Below are 19,329 nucleotides of genomic sequence, written 5' to 3' on the forward strand. Positions count from 1 at the left end.
CTTTTAGGGTTGCAGTAACGCTTCTTCAGCCAGCAGCGCAAAGTAGCGTGCCGCATCTTCAATTGACTCTTCGTCGGGGTTAAATGCCGGATGGTGCAGGCCAAACTCGCTGGCGCTGCCAATGCTGACAAAGGCACCGGGAATGTGCTGTAGATAGACAGCAAAATCTTCTCCGCCCATATGCAGCCCGGCGTGCTGGGTTTCATAGCCGTAGCGGTCGGCGACGTCGTGGGCAAAGGCGGCCCAGCGCGCGTCATTAACCAGCGCGGTGGGGCCGTCGAACCAGCTAACGGCAATCTCCGCCCCGAACGCCTGCCCCAGCCCAGCGGCAATCTCATTGACGCGCGTCTTTACCTGCTGCTGAACCTCAACGTCGTGGGTACGCAGGGTTCCCTCTAACTCCACCGTCTCCGGCAGCACGTTCCAGGTATTGCCGCCAGCTATGCGCGTCACGCTCAGCACCACTGAGTCAAGGGTGTTAACGTTGCGGCTGGCGACGCTCTGCAAAGCGTTGACCAGCTGGCTCGCCAGCAGAATGGCGTCATTGCCCTCGTGTGGACGAGCGGCGTGCGCCCCCTTGCCTTTAACACGAATGACAAAGCGATCGACGTTGGCATAAAACGGACCACCGCGAGTGGCAAAGACGCCCACCGGCAGCCCAGGTTCGTTATGCATGCCGAAGATGGCGCTAACGCCGTTCAGTACGCCTGCATTAATCAGCCGTTTCGCACCGCCAAAATTCTCTTCGGCGGGCTGGAACAGGATGCGCACCCTGCCCGCCAGTCGGTGCTCGTTCTCCTTGAGCAGCAGCGCCGCGCCAAGCATCACGGTGGTATGTACGTCATGGCCGCAGGCATGCATGATGCCGGCATTTTTCGAGCTGAACGGCACGCCGCTGGCCTCGTCGATAGGCAGAGCATCGATGTCGCCGCGCAGGGCTATGACCTTCTCACCGCTACCGATCTCCACTACCACGCCGGTGGGCAGATCGTAAGGGAGCAGCCGCAGCCCGGCATTTTCCAACCACTGGCGGATCCGTCGGGTCGTCTCAAACTCCTGAAGCGACAGCTCCGGGTATTCATGCAGCTCGCGTCGCCACTCAATTAGCTGTTGTGCAAAATGCATTCTGCCTCCTCCGTAACATGCTTCTCCTGCGACCACGCCTCAGCCAGCAGGCGAAGGGAGTTGATCCGCGCTGCCGCCCCGGTAATCGGCGTATCGATAATAAATTCGTTAATGCCCCACGCATGGTGTAGGGCGTTCAGACCGGCCAGCACCGTCTCTGCCGTGCCTACCAGCGCCGAGGAGTCCCGACGCACAATCTGCTTCGCCGGGCTGCCTGCCTGACGGGCAAACGCCTGAGCCTGCTCCTGGCTGGCTACCGTGACGCGCTGACCGTTCTCCAGCTCCACGCCCCACAGCTCTATCTCCTGTGCCAGCGCCTGCGCGTCGGCATCGCTTTCGGCAACGATTGCCTGCACCGCCACTATCGTGTTGCGCTGGCTGTGGGCCTGCCATGTCGTGAGCACCTCGCGCAGCAGGGCTTTGTCTCCGTTCAGGTGAGCGGCAAAGACAAAGTTCCAGTCAAGGGTGGCCGCCAGGCGCTTTGCCTACCCCGAGATCGATACGTCCCGGTGCCAGCGTGGCGAGAAGATTAAAGTTTTCCGCAACTTTGTAGGGGCTGTAGTGTTGCAGCATCACGCCGCCAGAGCCGACGCGGATCTGGCGGGTCTGGCCGATGATCCAGGCGATGACCAGCTCCGGCGACGGGCTGGCTAGCTGGGGCGTATTATGGTGTTCAGCGATCCAGAAGCGGTGATAGCCCCACTCTTCGGCCAGCTTCGCCAGCTGCAGGGTGCGGGCCAGCGCCTCCGTTGCCGTTTCGCCATCGGCGATGGGGCTTTTATCCAGCAGACTAATTCGATATGACATGCGTACGCTCAGATGAGGAAACATGCCCTATTAGTAAAAGGTCAGGAAACGTCTGTGAAACAATTAATTTACATTTAATTAGCTAAAAAGTGGCTAAGTCGCGGCCTCCCTGTGCGCTTCCTGACAGCATCAATCCTCTGGCGCTGAATCGTATCGACAGGACCCTCTCCTCTGACCACACAAATTCACGCGACAGCGCTCAATTTTCGCTGGGTATCTTTTGCGTCGCTTATCAATTGCAGGTAGGATGCTGCGCCATGTTTCGTCTTATCTATCCGCAAAATAGCGGGAAAGACAGCATATTTATTCGCCAGGGCAAACGTTTGTTTCGCACTGGTCGGATGAAAACATCCTCGATGATTCAGACAGGTCAACAGGTAACGCAATGAAAAACAGCAACAACAGCGCAGCAGAGCATCAGGCTGCAAAACGCCGCTGGCTTAACTCGCACGAAGAGGGGTATAAGCAAGCGATGGGTAACCGCCAGGTGCAGATGATCGCTATTGGCGGCGCGATTGGTACAGGGTTATTTCTCGGTGCGGGCGCACGCCTGCAGATGGCAGGCCCCTCTCTTGCCATCGTCTATCTGGTATGTGGCATCTTCTCTTTCTTTATTCTCCGCGCGCTGGGCGAGCTGGTACTGCATCGCCCCTCCAGCGGTAGCTTTGTCTCCTATGCCCGTGAGTTCCTCGGTGAGAAAGCAGCGTTCGTTGCCGGCTGGATGTACTTTATCAACTGGGCGATGACCGGCATCGTGGATATCACCGCCGTTGCGCTCTATATGCACTACTGGGGCGCGTTTGGCGACGTGCCGCAGTGGGTCTTCGCCCTTGGTGCGCTGGCTATCGTCGGCACCATGAACATGATCGGCGTGAAGTGGTTCGCCGAGATGGAGTTCTGGTTTGCGCTGGTGAAGGTGCTGGCTATCGTGGTTTTCCTGGTCGTGGGCACCATCTTCCTCGGCACCGGTAAACCGCTTGATGGCGGCACTACCGGTTTCCACCTGATTACCGATAACGGCGGCTTCTTCCCGCACGGCCTGCTGCCTGCGCTGGTGCTGGTACAGGGCGTGGTCTTCGCCTTCGCCTCTATCGAGCTGGTCGGTACGGCGGCGGGCGAGTGTAAAGATCCACAGACGATGGTGCCGAAGGCGATCAACAGCGTGATCTGGCGTATCGGCCTGTTCTACGTTGGCTCCGTGGTTCTGCTGGTGCTGCTGCTGCCGTGGAATGCCTATCAGGCCGGACAGAGCCCGTTTGTGACCTTCTTCAGCAAGCTGGGCGTGCCTTACATTGGCGACGTAATGAACATGGTGGTGCTGACCGCCGCGCTCTCCAGCCTCAACTCAGGTCTCTACTCCACGGGCCGTATTCTGCGCTCCATGTCGATGGGTGGTTCAGCGCCGAAGTTTATGTCGAAAATGAGCAAGCAGCATGTTCCCTATGCGGGCATCCTGGCAACGCTGGCGATCTACGTCTTCGGCGTGGTGCTGAACTATCTGGTTCCGGCCAGCGTGTTTGAGATTGTGCTGAACGTCGCCGCGCTGGGCATTATCGCCTCGTGGGCCTTTATCGTGGTGTGCCAGATGCGCCTGCGTAAAGCCATCAAAGAGGGCAAAGCCGCGGACGTGAGCTTCAAGCTGCCGGGCGCGCCGGTGACCTCATGGCTGACGCTGCTGTTCCTGCTGAGCGTGCTGGTGCTGATGGCGTTTGACTATCCGAACGGGACCTACACCATTGCATCGCTTCCCGTGATTGCGGTCCTGCTGGTCGTGGGCTGGTATGCCGTGCGTAAGCGGGTACATGAGATCCACAGCACCGCGCCGGTGCATGTGGAAGAGACGGCAGAAAGCGCCGTGCTGGTTGAGAAAACGTCCAGCTAATCCTTTCTGAAGAACTTATTAAAAACAATGCCCGGCAATCCTGTCGGGCATTTTTTATCAAACCTTACAGCGCAATGCGGATCACATCATCCGGATCGGTGGCCTCTTTCTCGCGGGTAGAGGCCTGCTTCACGCTCACGTACAGCGTTTTGCCATCGGCGGAGAGCGCCAGGCTGTTCGGGTAGGTCGGTGTATCAAACGTCTTCACCACCTTGTAGCTCTTCGCATCGATCACGCTCACCTTGCCCGCCTTGCGGTGGGTTACGTAGGCTTCGTTGCGGGCCGGGTTAAACAGCACCGCCAGCGACTCCGGCGCGGCGACCTTCGCCAGCACCTTGCCATCGCGCAGATTCACCACCAGCACCTCCGCCTGCTTCGAGTCGGTAATGAATGCCCGCTGTCCGGCGGTGTCGAGGCTCAGATTGAGATAGAAGTGCTCTTTGCCATCGTCGAGCACCTTCTGGCGGGAGAGGATCTTATTGCTGGCGGTATCGATAGCGATCAGCTCGCCGTCGCCGTTAGTGGTATAGAGGCGTTTCGCCGCCGCATCAATCGCCAGTCCGGTGCTGAACGTGCCCGTGCCGGTAATCGTATTTTTCAGCTTCAGCGTTTCGCCATCAACGGCCCAGATCACGCTCTCCTTGCCGATGCCGGTGATGTACACGGTATTGGTGGTCTCATCTACCGCCAGCTCGCGCGGCTGCAGCGGACGCACCGTCTCGGAGCGTTTGCGATCGTCGAGCACCAGACGGCCTTTCACCTCGCCTGTTTTCGCGTCGACGGCGGTCACCGCGCTATTGGTCGTGTTGCCGAACCACAGCGTCTGGGTTTGATTATTGATGGTTGCGCCAAACGGCTTGAGATCGTTGTGGATGGCCTGGGTGATATTCAGCGTAGCGGGATCGAGACGGTAGATCACCCCGCCCTTATCCATCTTGCGGCTCTGGGTGGTAGCGACCCACAGCGCATTCTCCTGCTGGCTGAACGCCATTTCGTATGCGCCCTTACCCACTGGCTTACGCAGCATCTCCTCCGCCGCGCTGGCGTTAAACGTACCCGCCAGCAGCAGTGAGCCGAGTAACAGTGAACCACGCAGGCGTGGCGAGCTTAATTGACGTAAAAACATGACGACTCCCTTTGATTAACTAACCCATTCGTATGTTACAAATGCGAATAATAATCATTAATTTGTAAAATGTAGAGTCTTTCTTGCCAGCTGGGCCATGATCTCCATAATTTCTTCATACACACCTGGATACACCAATTAACACTACGTGCCGTTAACGTTTTCATAATTTTTACAAAAACAGTAACATGTGCACACATGTTCCATTTGGTTCGTTTTATTTAACCGGTTCCTCTAATGAAAATCATTGCTATCACGCACGCCACTCTCCCCTTTTTGCTGCTACCAGCCGCCTGCGGCTATGCTTTTGCCGCCGATGAGCAGACCCTGATCGTCAGCGCCACGCCGCAGACCGTGTCCGAACTGGATACGCCTGCCGCCGTCAGCGTGGTCAACGGGGAAGAGATGCGTCATGCCGCCCCGCGCGTTAACCTCTCCGAGTCGCTGACCGGCGTGCCGGGGTTGCAGATCCAGAACCGTCAGAACTACGCTCAGGATCTCCAGCTCTCTATGCGCGGCTTCGGCTCCCGCTCTACCTACGGCGTGCGCGGCATTCGCATGTATGTCGATGGGATCCCGGCAACCATGCCGGACGGCCAGGGACAGACCTCCAATATCGATCTCAATAGCGTCGAGAGCGTAGAGGTGCTGCGGGGTCCCTTCTCTGCCCTGTACGGCAACGCCTCTGGCGGCGTAGTTAACGTCACCACCGAAACTGGCCAGCAGCCGACGACCATCGAAGCCAGCAGTTACTACGGCAGCTACGGTAGCTGGCGCTACGGCCTGAAGGCCACCGGTGCGATGGGAGACGGGACTCAGGCAGGCGACGTGGACTATACCGTCTCCTCTACCCGTTTCATCACCAGCGGCTACCGCGACCACAGCGGCGCGCGTAAAAACCTGGCTAACGCCAAACTCGGCGTGCGCATCGATGACGTCAGCAAGCTGAGCCTGATCTTTAACAGCGTCGATATCAAAGCGGACGATCCGGGCGGCCTGACCGAGCAGGAGTGGAAGCAGGATCCGCACCAGGCCCCGCGCGCCGATCAGTACAACACCCGCAAGACCATCAAGCAGACTCAGGCTGGACTGCGCTACGAGCGCCAGCTGAGCGAGCAGGATGACTTAAGCGTGATGATGTACGCAGGCGAGCGTGAAACCACCCAGTACCAGTCGATTCCGCGTGCACCGCAGCTTAATCCCACCCATGCGGGCGGGGTGATTGACCTAAGCCGCCACTACCAGGGGATCGATACCCGCTGGACCCACCGTGGCGAACTGCTGGTGCCGGTGACCATCACTACCGGTCTGAACTACGAAAACATGAGCGAAGATCGTAAAGGTTTTGAGAACTTCGTGATGAATAACGGCACGCCGGACTATGGTCAGAAAGGTAACCTGCGCCGCAACGAGCGTAACCTGATGTGGAACGCAGATCCCTATATGCAGTCTCGCTGGCAGCTGACCGACAAGCTCTCGCTGGATGCCGGGGTGCGCTACAGCTCGGTCTGGTTTGACTCCAACGACCACTACGTGACCGCCGCCAACGGCGACGACAGCGGCGAAGCGAGCTACCACGAGTGGCTCCCGGCCGGTGCGCTGAAGTATGCCGTGACCGATGCCTGGAACGTCTACGCCGCCGCAGGCCGTGGCTTCGAGACGCCAACCATTAACGAGCTCTCCTACCGTGCCAATAATCAGAGCGGCCTGAACTTTAACCTTCAGCCGTCAACTAACGACACCTATGAGATCGGCAGCAAGACCCGCGTCGGCAACGGTCTGTTTACCGCAGCGCTGTTCCAGACCATGACCGATAACGAAATCGTGACCGATACCAGCAGCGGCGGCCGTACCACCTACAAAAACGCCGGGAAAACCCGCCGTCAGGGTGCTGAGCTCTCTCTTGATCAGCAGTTTGCCGGCGACTGGCGACTGAAGATGGCATGGACCTATCTGGATGCGACCTACCGCACCAACGTCTGCGGCGATGACAACTGCAACGGTAACCGGATGCCTGGTATCGCGCGCAACATGGGCTTCGCCTCCCTTGGCTATGTGCCGGAGAGCGGCTGGTACGCGGGGGCTGATATGCGCTACATGAGCGACATTGAAGCCAACGATGAGAATACGGCAAAAGCGCCTTCTTACACCACCGTAGGTCTGAATACCGGCTACAAGTTCAACTACAACAACTGGATGCTGGATGTGTTTGGCCGCGTCGATAACCTGTTCGATAAAGAGTATGTCGGATCGGTGATCGTTAATGAGTCCAACGGTCGCTACTACGAACCGGCCCCGGGCCGTAACTATGGCGTAGGCCTCTCCGTGGCGTACCGTTTCGAATAACGTGTAATAGCCTCTGCTAATGCCCGGTAGCCAAAACGCTACCGGGCATTTTTTTATTGCAGGCTATTATCGGCGTGAAGAGGAGTGAAAATAGAGTGGAGGTGCTTCCCTGAGGCAAACTCATCAGGGATGCACGGACTAAAGGGTGCAAAAGAGTGGCTAAGGCGCGGTTTTATATTGCTGCTGAACGATGTTCACGCCCATATCAATAACGCAGAGGATAGAGTTTTGGCAGGCCTCACTGTCGCCTCTTTCCAGCGCCTCTAAGAGATCGGCATAGTCATGGTGACCCTTTGCCAGATCGTCTGAAATCGGATAGAGATAGTTAAAGCATGGTCCAATACGTACCCACAGCTGCTCGATCAATGAGAACAGCGTTGGCATTTCAGCACATTCGTAAAGGCGAAACCGGAAGGTGCGGTTGGCCTGCAGAGCCTGCTCCACGTTCCCGCCCCCCCTGGATTCGTTAAAGGTATTCGCCAACAGCCGCAGCTGGCGTAGCTTATCCTCAGTCATTTTGCTACAGGCTGCGCTGACGGCCATTGATTCAAGCCGCTTACGAATTTCTGTAATTTCGATAAAGGTCTGCTGGCTGACTTCCGGAACCAGAAAAGCCTGGGCCGGGGTAGCATGCAACGCGCCCGCTGAAACTAAACGCAATAATGCCTCGCGCACGGGCGTAATGCTGGTGCCGAGCTGATCGGCAATCTCTTTCGTAATCAGGCGTGCGCCAGGCTTCAGTGCCCCGACGATTAACGCATTTTTTAAACTAACTTCAACCTGCTGAGTGAGGCTCAGACGCTGCGCCTTTTCCAAATCAAGCATATTCATGTCCTGTCGAATACTTATTACTTTTCACCTATTCGTGTGATTATTCGCACACGAACCATAAGATATAGTAGGTAGAGAGTTGCCTGGTATTGGATTAACGCAAAACGTTAGAACTAAAAGTTATTTATTATGCAGATTAATATACACCAACGGAACATACCGCCCCGCTGGTGTAGCTATGCTTAATTAAAGACAATAATTAATAAAATTGCATGATTTTTTTTAACACTATTTATTGCTGCTTAACTCTATTTTTCATTGGCTACACGAATAACGAGTTTGCCAAAGTTCTTACCTTCGAGCAGGCCAATAAATGCTTCCGGTGCATTTTCCAGGCCATCAACAATCTGCTCGCGGTAGTGAATTTTGCCCTCCTGCACCCATTTCCCCATCTCCTGCTGAAACTCATCGATGCGGTGACCGTAATCCTGGGTAATGATAAATCCCTGCATCCGAATACGCTTTTTCAATATCGTGCCCATTAGCAGCGGCAAGCGATCCGGACCCGGCGGCAGATCGGTGGCATTGTAGCCGCTGATCAGGCCACACACCGGCACGCGGGCGGCGGTATTGAGCAGCGGCAGCACGGCATCAAATACCTTGCCCCCGACGTTTTCGTAATAGACATCAATCCCTTGTGGGCAGGCATTTTTAAGCTGCTCGGCAAAGTCATCGGCATGGTGATCGATACAGGCGTCAAAGGCCAACGTCTCAACGGCGTGGCGGCACTTCTCTGCGCCCCCAGCTACGCCAACCACCCGCAGGCCTTTAAGCTTGCCAATCTGCCCGACCGTCGCCCCTACCGGACCGGTTGCCGCCGCGACGACCAGCGTCTCGCCTGCTTTCGGCTGACCGATGTCCAGCAGTCCCATATAGGCGGTAAATCCAGGCATCCCCAGCACGCCCAACGCCCAGGAGGGGTGCGCCAGGCTCTTGTCCAACTTAACCAACCCTTCACCACTGGAGAGGGCATACGCCTGCCAGCCGTCGTAGCCCAGCACCCAGTCGCCTTCGGCATAGTCCGGATGCTGGGAGGTGACCACCTGGCTCACCGTACCGCCGCACATGACGTCGCCGATATTCACCGGATCGGCATAGGAGGGTTCATCGCTCATCCGACCGCGCATGTAGGGATCGAGTGAGAGATAGACGGTGCGCAGCAGAAGCTGGCCAGATTTTGGTGTCGGGATATCGCTCTCTTCAAGGCGAAAGTTGTCTGCAACCGGCGCGCCTTTTGGGCGGGAAGCCAGCAGCCACTGGCGGTTACGCTGTTGTTCTTGACTCACGGTAGTCTCCTTCGACGGTTAAACATCCTTTCAGCGTAGCGTCTTAACCCTCTCTTTGCTTTGACATTCTGCGTCATACTCTCCCGCAGCGAAACAGCATCGGCAAAGCGTTGATTTATCGCCTCTGTAATAGTATTCATAACAGACTATCCAGTGCATATTCTCTGAGGTTTTAAGCATGACTATCCGTTACGCGGGCAAAGACGACTGCGCCGCCATTGCCACGATCTACAACCACGCCGTATTGCACACCGCCGCTATCTGGAACGATCAGACCGTTGACGCAGATAACCGTATCGCCTGGTTTGAGGCCCGCACGCTCATGGGCTACCCGGTGCTGGTCAGCGAAGAGAACGGGGAGATCACCGGTTACGCAGCCTTCGGCGACTGGCGCGCCTTCGATGGCTTCCGTCACACGGTGGAGCACTCGGTCTATGTTCATCCGGAGCATCAGGGAAAAGGTCTGGGCCAGGCGCTGATGGTCCGCCTGATTGAGGAGGCAAAACGCATCGGCAAGCACGTGATGGTCGCTGGAATCGAGTCGCAGAATGCGGCCTCTATTCATCTGCATGAGAAGCTGGGCTTTGTGACCACCGCCCAGATGCCTCAGGTCGGCACCAAGTTTGGCCGCTGGCTTGACCTTACTTTTATGCAGCTGCAGCTGGATAACCGCAGCGAACCGGACGCGATTGCATGAACCCGTCGTTGACCCTGCTGTTCCTCGCAGCGGCAGGTATTGGCCTGGTGGTGCAGAATACGCTGATGGTGCGCATCACCCACTCCTCTTCCACCGTGTTGATTGCCATGCTGCTCAACTCGCTGGTGGGGATTGTGCTGTTTGTCTCGATTCTACTGATAAAGTATGGCCTGGCCGGTTTTAGCGAGCTGGCGGCAACGGTACGCTGGTGGACGCTGATCCCCGGCCTGCTGGGATCGTTTTTTGTTTTTGCCAGCATCAGCGGCTATCAGTACGTGGGGGCGGCCACCACCATTGCGGTGCTGGTAGCGAGCCAGCTGATCGGCGGGCTGGTGATGGATCTGGTAAAAAGCCACGGCGTACCGCTACGGGCGCTGGTCGGCCCGGTATGCGGCGCGGTGCTGCTGGTGATTGGCGCATGGTTAGTCGCCAGACGCCAGTGGTAGATGAATTGCCCGGTGGCGCTACGCTTACCGGGCCGACAAACCACACCGTGCTTGCCGTAGGCCGGGCAAGCACAGCGCCGCCCGGCGTTTACGGTTAGAGAATAACGCCATCTTTGGTCAGCTGTTCGCGACGCGCCTCCACCTCTTCCTTATGGTGTCGTCCGTGTTGAGCAATCGCGTTACGCAGGCGCTGCTGCTGGGTATAACGATCCTCCCGGCTCAGCTCTGCGTCATTGCTGAGCGCTACCAGTAGCTCATTCATATGCGCAATCACGCTCTCCCTGATAACGGCATCTACGCGCGCAACCACCTCTTCCAAATGCGACATATCCTCTCCTGTGTCTCTTAGTTCAGTTTAGCTTTTGAGAAATCACTGCCCATCAGGCTAACGCTATACCCGGTCACATTGCTGCGGGTGGCATAGAAGGTTTTGCCGTTAGCCAGCGCGATCCACGGTGCCTGCTGATAGAACACCTCCTGCGCCTGAGAGTAGAGCTTCGCGCGATCCTCCGGCACGGAGGTCAGCTTCGCTTTTTTCACCAGCCCGTCATAGGTTTTATCACACCAGCGCGCAGCGTTCGACCCGGTTTCAATGCTGTCGCAGCCCAGCAGCACATCGGCAAAGTTGTCCGGATCGCCGTTATCGGACATCCAGCCAAACAGCGCGCTGTCATGCTCGCCTTTACGCATTCCGGAGAGGTATTCGCCCCACTCGTAGGAGACAATCTTCGCTTTCACGCCCACCTTCGCCCAGTCGCTCTGGATCATCTCGGCGATACGCTTCGAGTTCGGGTTGTAAGGACGCTGCACCGGCATTGACCACAGTGTGACTTCTGCCCCCTGCTCCAGACCGGCCTGCTTCAGCAGCGCCTTCGCTTTTTCCGGATCGTAAGGGTAATCTTTGAGGTCTTTATTAAAGCCAAGCATGTTCGGCGGCAGCGGCGATTTTGCGACCGTACCGGAGCCCAGGAAGACGGCGTTAACAATGGCGTTTTTATCGGTGGCATAGTTCAGCGCCTGGCGCACCAGGACGTTATCGAACGGTTTTTTCTCGGTATTAAACGCCAGATAGCCAACGTTTACCGCATCCACCGAGTGCAGGGCCAGATCCTTATTCTTTTTGATCACGTCAAACTGAACCGGAGACGGCGCGGGAATGATCTGGCACTCGTTGGTTTGCAGCTTCGCCAGCCGCGTCTCAACGTTTGGCGTGATAGAGAAGATCAGGTGCTTAGTCGGCACCTCGCCGTCCCAGTAGTTCGGGTTAGCGATATAGCGAATCAAGGCATCACGATTGTACTGCTGGAGGGCATACGGCCCGGTACCGATTGGCCAGGTATCGACGTTCTCTGGCGTGCCCTTTTTCAGCATCGCGTCAGCGTATTCCGCAGAGAGGATCGAGGCAAAGTCCATACCCCAGTCGGCGAGGAACGCGGCATTCGGTTCGTTCAGCACAAACTGGACGTGGTAATCATCAACCTTCTTCACCTCTTTAATCAGCTTATCGAGGCCGACGTCGTTGAAGTATTCATAGTTACCCTGAGAGACGTTGTGATACGGGTGATTAGCATCTTTCTGACGCAGCACCGAGAAAATAACGTCATCGGCATTAAAGTCGCGGGTCGGCTTAAAGAATTTATTGCTGTTAAATTTAACGCCCTGGCGCAGGGTAAACGTATAGGTTTTACCGTCTGGAGAGATAGTCCAGCTGGTCGCCAGCGACGGCACCGGCGTATTCTTGACCGGGTCGAAGTTAATCAGGCGGTTATAGAGCGTCTGCGAGCTGGCAACAAAGCTGGGGCCAGAGCTGGCGATCTGCGGGTTAAAGGATTCCGGAGAGGCTTCGGAGCAGTAAATGAGGGTATCTTTTGCCGCCGCCCAAGCCGCGCTTGTGGGTAGAAGCGTGCTGAGCGCCAGCGCGAGCAGCGTTTTGCCGGTAGACAGTTTTCCTGAAAACATAATTAAAACCTTATTATTTTATTAAAACGTGATCTCAGCATAGCAGCCGAAATGAGGCAAATAACGAATCACTATCAGGTTATGCCAAAGCAGCTGATTTTGCTGATTTCTTCACCTTTCGCCACCGTTTAGTTTGCCTTAAGTTATTCCTGAAACGTCAAGCGAAAAGCGCTCGCGCAATGCCACGAGAATTCACCGCTTTTTGCCTCTCTTCTCCCGTTTGCTTGCTATTACATCTCGTAAAGTAGAGGCGTGAAGAAGTCTATGGGATGAAAACGTGGCAAAAACTCTCTTGCGCAGCGGCGATCTGGATGATTTTCAGGCCGTTGGCGGCGGCGGCCAGGCCGTCTTTGATTCGGCACTGCAAATTCGTGAAGCGTTGCGCCTGCGTAAGCAGCAGGCGATGGTGGACTGCCTCGCGATACCGCAGATTAACGACGACGGCGATCGCGTGGACTGGTACTCACCGGTAGAAGGCCGGGCGGTAAGCTGGAAGGCAGCGGATGACGACTCCCGCTTCCGTGCCCTGCGTTTTCTGGAGAGCACGCTCGACAGCGCGGCGGCCCTGAGCCGGAAAAGCCTGCAGTCGCCGAAAACCGCCCAGCAGCTCTTTGGCTCATTGCTAGAGAAAGCGCTGCAGTTTCCTGGCGTGAATCACGTATTCCTGGTGGATGGCAAACCGGTTATTACCTTCTGGGGCTTTGTTGATCTTAACGAAAGCGCCCGCGAGGACGTGCTCGCCTGCCTGCGGGAAGAGGAGCCGCCTGCCCCAACCATCGTGATGCCGGAAGAGAGCAAAGAAGAAGAGGAGACGCCTGCCGTGGCGACCTTCAGCCGAGCCGATGAGCCGCTGCTGGCCGCCGTACCGGAGATGACGACTCAACAGCCTCCCGAACCGCCGCAGCCTGAACCTCAGCCCGCGCCGGTTGCGCCACCCGCCGCCACTGAGGCGGCCCCGGCCTCTCCTAAACGCCGCTACGGCCTGTGGGCTTTACCGGTAGCCGCCGTGGTAGTGGCTGCCGTTGCCGCCCCGCTGCTCTGGCCGCAGCAGCCTGCGGTGAGTGAACCGACTTCTGCCGCAACAACAGCCGCTGCGAAACCCGCTGCTCCGCAGACCATCGCGCCTGCTCCAGTCGCGTCTGAGCCTGCGCCGGTGCTCACGGCCTCGCTGCCGCTGCACCAGGCCGAAGTTGTTGCAGCTAAAGCACCGCCTGCGCCGGAGAAACCCAGCGAGCCGACTATCACTGCCATTCCTAAAGATGCGCTGGTGATGGATGCTAACCAGGTCAAAGCAGGCAGCACCCGTTTTCTCAACGGCAGCTGGCGCGTAATGTTGGATATCAAAGACGAAGTGACCGGCAAGCCGCCTACGCTGCGCTTCCAGATCCAGAATAACAAAGGCACCGCCCGCCTGGTGCAGGGTAATAATATTGTCTGCCGGTCCGAGATCTTCTCTGGCCTGCACGACACCGGCGTCCTGATGATCAAGAGCCGCGGTCATGCGCGCTGCAGCGACGGTTCTCGCTACCCGATGCCGGAGATCTCCTGCACCGCAGGCACCAGCGACGTTGCCCAGTGCACCGCCCGGTATGATGCCAAAACTACTGTTCCGTTGACGTTCAGAAAAACAGGTTCCTGATTTTATGCTGGTTAATCTTTGCGATTACAAACAGAGCGTCACGCTGATTGCCAACAGCGGCGTACAGTTTCTCGACTTTGGCCTGACGCCGCAGGCTTCCTTGCAGAGCGGACGCTTTGTACGAAAAACCGCTAACGGGCCGCTGCTGCGTCTCGATTACGATCTGATCAATAACCGCTACACGCTGCCCAGCCGCGACGGCGGCCAGCCCGAGGTGGTGAAGCCGGAGAGCACGCTGCCGCTGCTTGAGTCGCTGGCGGTGCTGGACGGCGTCTGGCTACCTATACCTTTCTTGCGCTTTAACCCACCGCGTACCTTCGTGGAGGGTCCGGACAACTGGGCCAGGGTGCAGATCCGCAAGCTGGCCGAGCCGGACAGCGCAGGCAACACCCACCGCGTGACCCTTGCGCTGGACAGCCAGATCAACGATCTCTCCCCTGGGGCACTGGCCCCGGCCACCAATGACATTCTGAACGGCACCCGCTTTGCGCTGGCGTGGCGCGACGACGAGGTGTTTGATTTTCTCGACCAGACCTGGATTGATGGTTGGCTGCGCGAGGCGTTTCTGCACTACGCCAGCAGCGTCGAGAACCGCAGCGAACGAGAGATTGCCCAGGCTCTGCGCGGCTTTGAGTACCAGGCCCACTGGCTCAACCTGCTCACCCTGCTGGGCGAACAGCTGACCGTGCCAGAAGTCAAAATTGTTACGCATACCCTGAGCACCCCGGCTATTCCGGTGGATCTGATCCTCGACGTCGGTAACACCCACACCTGTGGCGTCATCATTGAGGATCAGGGCGACGCCAACGACGGTCTACGTCAGACGGCGGAGCTACAGGTGCGCTCCCTGAGCGAGCCGCAGTTTTTGAATGAGCCGATGTTCACCAGCCGACTCGAGTTCTCCGAAGCCCGCTTCGGCAAACAGCACTTCTCGGTGGAGAGCGGGCGCGAAGACGCCTTCGTCTGGCCCTCAATCGTCCGCGTCGGCGACGAGGCACGCAAGCTGGCAATGCAGCGTCTGGGGACCGAAGGCAACAGTGGTATCTCCAGCCCGCGCCGCTACCTGTGGGATGAGACTCCGGTATTACAGGACTGGCGCTTCAGCCAGATGAACAGCAAGTCGCAGCGCGAGCCGTTAGCTACCGCTTTTCCGCTGATGAACCTGATGAACGACGACGGCCAGCCGCTCTACACCCTGCCGCTGGATGAACGCCTGCCGGTGTTTTCGCCTCAGTACAGCCGCAGCACCTTGATGACACACATGCTGTGCGAACTGCTGGCCCAGGCGCTGGGACAGATCAACAGCGTGGCGACCCGCCTGCGTCTGGGCTTCCCGGCCTCGCCGCGCCAGCTGCGCACGATTATCCTGACTCTGCCCTCAGCGATGCCGAAGCAGGAGCGGGAGATCTTCCGTCGCCGCATGTATGAAGCTATCGCCCTGGTATGGAAAGCGATGGGCTGGCATCCGCAGGATGAGGATTTCTCCAGCAGCAAACAGCGCGAGAAGAGCGTGGTGCCCGTCCCGCAGATCCAGATGGAGTGGGACGAGGCCAGCTGCGGCCAGCTGGTCTGGCTCTATAACGAAGCCATCTCCCACTACGCCGGACAGACAGAGACCTTTTTTGCCTCCCTCGCCCGCCCTGACCGCACCGGCGCGCCGGACGAAAAACCAGGCCGTGCCTTGCGGGTCGCGTCGATCGATATTGGCGGCGGCACCACCGACATGGCTATCGTCCACTACCAGCTGGATGACGGCACCGGCAGCAACGTCAAAATCACCCCGCACCTGCTATTCCGGGAAGGGTTTAAAGTCGCTGGCGACGATATTCTGCTGGATATTATCCAACGCTGCGTGCTGCCCGCCCTGCAGGCCCAGCTGCAAAAGGCAGGCATTACCGATGCCGCCGCGCTGATGGCGACGCTGTTCGGCGACTCCGGTCGCATCGACACCCAGGCGGTGCTGCGTCAGCAAACGACGCTGCAGCTCTTTATGCCAATAGGCCATGCGATCCTCTCTGCCTGGGAGCGAAGCGATATCAACGATCCGCTGGCGGGGCTGCATGCGACCTTTGGCGAGCTGCTCACTCAGCAGCCGACCCGCAACGTGATGAACTATCTGAAGCAGGCGATCGATCACGCTCTGCCAGCCGGCGCCCCCGCGTTCGATCTCTTTGCCGTGCCGTTGCAGGTTAACTTTAGCGATCTGCAGGCGGCGATGCTTGGCGGGCAGTTCACCCTGACCGCACCGATCCATGCGGTGTGTGAAGCCATCTCCCACTACGCCTGCGACGTGCTGCTGGTCACCGGACGTCCTGGCTGCCTGCCGGGCGTGCAGGCGCTGATTCGCCATCTACAGCCCGTGCCGGTTAACCGTATGGTGTGGCTGGACAAGTATCGGGTGCACGAGTGGTATCCTTTCAACCAGCAGGGGCGGATCGGCAACCCGAAATCCACCGCCGCCGTCGGGGCGATGCTGTGCAGCCTGGCGCTGGATCTGCGCCTGCCGCGCTTCAACTTTAAAGCGGCAGATATCGGGGCCTACTCCACCGTGCGCTATCTTGGCGTGCTGGATAACGTGGTGAATACCCTGCGCGAGGAGAACGTCTGGTACGAAGATATCGACCTGGACAAGCCAGGCGCGAAACTGGATGCCCGCCTGCACTTCCCGCTGCGCGGCAACGTAACGCTGGGCTTCCGCCAGCTGGCCAATGCCCGCTGGCCCGCAACGCCGCTCTACACCCTGAGCATCAACTCGCCGGAGCTGGCGAAAGCCATTGCCGGAGACGGCGTGCTTAACGTGCGGCTGGCGCTGACCGGCGGCAGCAAAGCGCTGGGGCCGGAAGCGTTCACCCTAAGCGAGGCCTGGCTGCAGGACGGTACGCCGGTCGCCGCCGATGCGTTGACGTTTAAACTGAATACCCTGGCCGATCGCCGCCACAGCGGCAGCCACTACTGGATTGACAGCGGGAGCGTATACCTGAAATGAGAGATCTAAGCCAAACCTCCCAGGCATTAATGGCATGGATAGACGAAACCCGTCAGCATGCTCCGCTGCTTGACGATGACGCCGACGCCCTGCTGCTGCGTCTGACCGCCGCCGCCGCGCACGAGAGCGTGCTGGCCCGCGCCGCTAGCCAGCCCCGCACGGTAGGTCTCTATGGCCACGCGCAGGCGGCGAAGGCGCATCTGCTCACCGCCCTATGTAACAGCGGCAGCGGCCGGGTGAATGTCAAAGCGGGCGAGAAGAGTTTCGACTACCTGAGCCATATCAACCCAGGCCATGCCCTGACCGGTATGGCGCTGCGCTTCACGACCCACGTCCAGAACGTTGACGACGCATTTCCTCTGCGCCTGCGTCTGATCAGCGAGGCGGAGCTGGTGCAGGTGTTTATCGCCCATGCCGCCCGACAGCAGGAGCGACCTCTCGTCGACCGGGCGGTGATTGAGGATCGCCTTAACCGCTGGCGCGGGCTGCGTCAGCCGCACCCGGTGGCGGGCATCACGGCTGAGGAGGTGGGTGCTATCGCCACGTTTTGGCGCACCACCGTGCCTGCTGCCCAGCAGCAAATTGACGACGGGCTGTGGTATCAGCTCGCTACCCTGATCCCCTCGCTGGATCTGCGCGCTCGGGCCAGCGCCTGGTCGCTGCTGTGGGGTGAGCAGCAGGCGCTGACCCAGCAGTGGCTCGCCCTGGCGCACGTGCTGCATCAAACCGGAAACGCCTCCGAGCTGGCTGCGCCGCTGAGCCTGCTGGTCGATAACTTTGCCCTGCCGACGGAGGGCTTTTTAAATCCGCTGGCAGCAGAGAGCATTGAAGCTCAGGCGGAGGTGGTCGTTCATCCTCTGTCGAAAGATGAGCTGCAAAATGCGGTAAGCATTCCTCTCGCTACCCTGTCCCTGCTGGCCTATGAGCTGGTGCTGTGCGTCGAAAACGGCGTGCTCGACGGCGTTGATATTGTCGATATCCCCTCTCCGCCAGCGCTGCCTGAGCGCCCGCTCTGGCACAGCAAGTGCCGCTGGCTGCTGGAGCGCTATCGTCAGCAGCTGCAGCCGGATGTGCTCATGATCTGCAACGCCACCCCGCAGCGCAGCGAAACCGCAGCTACCGCCAGAGCCCTGCTGAACTGGGTGCAGGATACGCAGTCGGGCCAGGAGACGGCGCTGCCGGGGCTGGTATGGGCGATCACGCCCCAGGATGCGCGGTTTACCACCTCGCTGAATCTCGATGAAACCGTGCAGCAGCTGTTGGGCAAGCCCGGTCAACGTTGGGGTACCCTGCAAGCGCTGGACGCCAGCAGCCTGCAGCGGCTGATTGAGTGGCTTTCTCAGGCCACCACGCCGTCACTACGCACCAGCCGACTGAATGCCCTGCGCGAGCGTCACTATCGGTCGCTGCGCGATCTGGTGCAGCCCCTGCTCTCGCCGCTAACGGAGGATGCGGACACGCGTCGCGCCCGTGCCGAATCGGCAATTCGAGAGCTACAGGGCCAGGCGGGACGTCATGGTGAACTGCTGGAGGGCCTGCTGCCGGAGATGAAGCAGTTTGATGCCCTGTGGAAGGTGCAGCTGCCGCGTGAGGAGAAGGTGAGCGGCCTGTTCAACGAGGCGATCGATCTCTTTGCCGATGCCCAGGAGACGCCGGAGCGCGCCAGTGCCGCACGCGATGCTGGCCAGCAGGCGCACGCCATGTGGGTGAACCATCTGCGCCAGTGGAGTCGCAGCGTAGAGAGCGCAGCACGGCTGGGCATCACCCCCGCTACACTGCGCCTGGTGGCAGACACGATTATCACCACCAGCTACCGGCTGGATCTTGCCGGCCAGCTGCAAACCCTGATGCAGCGAGATAACGCCTGCGCGGCGCAGCTACACGCGGCGATTGGTAATCTGATTGCCTGGCTTGGCTACGCCGACGTTGCGGCAGGCCAACGTCCGGCCAGCCGTATTCAGAAAGGTAGCGCGATCTTCAGCACCGACGCGCCAGTCCACACCGCAGGCAGGCTGACCAGACTGGGAGATCAGCCGGTGCATGCCGCGTCACGCTACGTTTATGACTGGCTGGTGGCGCTCTATACCCGCAGCAACGAGAATATTGGCTATCAGCACCCATCAGACGTGACGGATGCCCAGCGCAAAACGTTATTAACGCTGCTGCCCTAATCAATGCCCCCCCGGTGACGCAGCGCGC

Annotated in this window: 13 protein-coding genes and 1 pseudogene; 7 read left to right on the forward strand and 7 right to left on the reverse strand. The window is 58.6% G+C overall.

What is annotated here, in order from left to right:
• Nucleotides 1–3: 3 nt before the first annotated feature.
• On the reverse strand, nucleotides 4–1,125 hold the full coding sequence (locus RTX96_RS03660) for an amidohydrolase (protein WP_312670167.1): 1,122 nt from the start codon (nucleotides 1,123–1,125) through the stop codon (nucleotides 4–6).
• Nucleotides 1,104–1,932, reverse strand: a pseudogene (locus RTX96_RS03665) (MsnO8 family LLM class oxidoreductase). Before RTX96_RS03665 ends, RTX96_RS03660 begins: the two are co-directional and overlap by 22 nt.
• A 385-nt stretch (nucleotides 1,933–2,317) precedes the next feature.
• Between RTX96_RS03665 and ansP the strand changes: the two are divergent.
• Entirely contained in the window at nucleotides 2,318–3,814 is a 1,497-nt protein-coding gene (gene ansP / locus RTX96_RS03670) for an L-asparagine permease (protein ID WP_103820216.1), read from the forward strand.
• 64 nt (nucleotides 3,815–3,878) lie between these two features.
• Here ansP and RTX96_RS03675 read toward each other — a convergent pair whose 3' ends face one another.
• Nucleotides 3,879–4,940 carry a YncE family protein gene (locus tag RTX96_RS03675; protein ID WP_312670168.1) on the reverse strand — a complete coding sequence of 354 codons (1,062 nt, stop codon included), beginning with the start codon at nucleotides 4,938–4,940 and terminating at the stop codon, nucleotides 3,879–3,881.
• Between the two features lie 237 nt (nucleotides 4,941–5,177).
• Between RTX96_RS03675 and pqqU the strand changes: the two genes are divergently transcribed.
• A complete protein-coding gene (gene pqqU / locus RTX96_RS03680; protein WP_312670169.1) occupies nucleotides 5,178–7,286 on the forward strand; it encodes a TonB-dependent receptor PqqU in 2,109 nt (702 codons plus the stop codon).
• Between the two features lie 159 nt (nucleotides 7,287–7,445).
• Here pqqU and RTX96_RS03685 read toward each other — a convergent pair whose 3' ends face one another.
• Nucleotides 7,446–8,111, reverse strand: coding sequence for a GntR family transcriptional regulator (locus RTX96_RS03685; protein WP_312670170.1), 666 nt, complete (start codon nucleotides 8,109–8,111; stop codon nucleotides 7,446–7,448).
• Nucleotides 8,112–8,365: 254 nt separating this feature from the next.
• Nucleotides 8,366–9,403 (reverse strand): NADP-dependent oxidoreductase, encoded by a 1,038-nt coding sequence (locus RTX96_RS03690; protein WP_312670171.1) that lies wholly within the window; start codon nucleotides 9,401–9,403, stop codon nucleotides 8,366–8,368.
• A gap of 178 nt (nucleotides 9,404–9,581) precedes the next feature.
• Between RTX96_RS03690 and RTX96_RS03695 the strand changes: the two genes are divergently transcribed.
• A complete protein-coding gene (locus RTX96_RS03695; RefSeq protein WP_103820211.1) occupies nucleotides 9,582–10,100 on the forward strand; it encodes a GNAT family N-acetyltransferase in 519 nt (172 codons plus the stop codon).
• The gene (locus RTX96_RS03700; protein WP_103820210.1) at nucleotides 10,097–10,546 is read left to right on the forward strand and encodes a DMT family transporter; all 450 of its coding nucleotides are present in this window, start codon (nucleotides 10,097–10,099) and stop codon (nucleotides 10,544–10,546) included. The genes RTX96_RS03695 and RTX96_RS03700 overlap by 4 nt, the downstream gene beginning before the upstream one ends.
• Nucleotides 10,547–10,640: 94 nt before the next feature.
• Here RTX96_RS03700 and RTX96_RS03705 read toward each other — a convergent pair whose 3' ends face one another.
• Nucleotides 10,641–10,874: a DUF2526 family protein gene (locus RTX96_RS03705; RefSeq protein WP_312267841.1), complete on the reverse strand. Its 234-nt coding sequence runs from the start codon at nucleotides 10,872–10,874 to the stop codon at nucleotides 10,641–10,643.
• A 17-nt stretch (nucleotides 10,875–10,891) separates the two neighbouring features.
• A complete protein-coding gene (locus RTX96_RS03710) occupies nucleotides 10,892–12,490 on the reverse strand; it encodes an ABC transporter substrate-binding protein (protein WP_312670353.1) in 1,599 nt (532 codons plus the stop codon).
• 292 nt (nucleotides 12,491–12,782) lie between these two features.
• Here RTX96_RS03710 and RTX96_RS03715 point away from each other — a divergent pair, with 292 nt between their 5' ends.
• From RTX96_RS03715 to RTX96_RS03725, 3 genes are read left to right on the forward strand one after another with little or no spacing between them, the layout of a single operon-like run.
• Nucleotides 12,783–14,144: an SrfA family protein gene (locus RTX96_RS03715; protein ID WP_312670172.1), complete on the forward strand. Its 1,362-nt coding sequence runs from the start codon at nucleotides 12,783–12,785 to the stop codon at nucleotides 14,142–14,144.
• Between the two features lie 4 nt (nucleotides 14,145–14,148).
• A complete protein-coding gene (locus RTX96_RS03720; RefSeq protein WP_312670173.1) occupies nucleotides 14,149–17,130 on the forward strand; it encodes a virulence factor SrfB in 2,982 nt (993 codons plus the stop codon).
• Entirely contained in the window at nucleotides 17,127–19,301 is a 2,175-nt protein-coding gene (locus RTX96_RS03725; RefSeq protein ID WP_312670174.1) for a virulence factor SrfC family protein, read from the forward strand. Before RTX96_RS03720 ends, RTX96_RS03725 begins: the two co-directional genes overlap by 4 nt.
• Nucleotides 19,302–19,329: the final 28 nt, after the last annotated feature.

Origin of the sequence: Pseudescherichia sp., assembly GCF_032052675.1 — a bacterium.
Lineage (GTDB): Bacteria > Pseudomonadota > Gammaproteobacteria > Enterobacterales > Enterobacteriaceae > Pseudescherichia.

What these genes read in the sequence shown, in the direction of transcription:
- RTX96_RS03660 (WP_312670167.1), bottom strand. Translation starts at nt 1,125, where the DNA reads ATGCATTTTGCACAACAGCTAATTGAGTGGCGACGCGAGCTGCATGAA.
- ansP (WP_103820216.1), top strand. Translation starts at nt 2,318, where the DNA reads ATGAAAAACAGCAACAACAGCGCAGCAGAGCATCAGGCTGCAAAACGC.
- RTX96_RS03675 (WP_312670168.1), bottom strand. Translation starts at nt 4,940, where the DNA reads ATGTTTTTACGTCAATTAAGCTCGCCACGCCTGCGTGGTTCACTGTTA.
- pqqU (WP_312670169.1), top strand. Translation starts at nt 5,178, where the DNA reads ATGAAAATCATTGCTATCACGCACGCCACTCTCCCCTTTTTGCTGCTA.
- RTX96_RS03685 (WP_312670170.1), bottom strand. Translation starts at nt 8,111, where the DNA reads ATGCTTGATTTGGAAAAGGCGCAGCGTCTGAGCCTCACTCAGCAGGTT.
- RTX96_RS03695 (WP_103820211.1), top strand. Translation starts at nt 9,582, where the DNA reads ATGACTATCCGTTACGCGGGCAAAGACGACTGCGCCGCCATTGCCACG.
- RTX96_RS03700 (WP_103820210.1), top strand. Translation starts at nt 10,097, where the DNA reads ATGAACCCGTCGTTGACCCTGCTGTTCCTCGCAGCGGCAGGTATTGGC.
- RTX96_RS03705 (WP_312267841.1), bottom strand. Translation starts at nt 10,874, where the DNA reads ATGTCGCATTTGGAAGAGGTGGTTGCGCGCGTAGATGCCGTTATCAGG.
- RTX96_RS03720 (WP_312670173.1), top strand. Translation starts at nt 14,149, where the DNA reads ATGCTGGTTAATCTTTGCGATTACAAACAGAGCGTCACGCTGATTGCC.
- RTX96_RS03725 (WP_312670174.1), top strand. Translation starts at nt 17,127, where the DNA reads ATGAGAGATCTAAGCCAAACCTCCCAGGCATTAATGGCATGGATAGAC.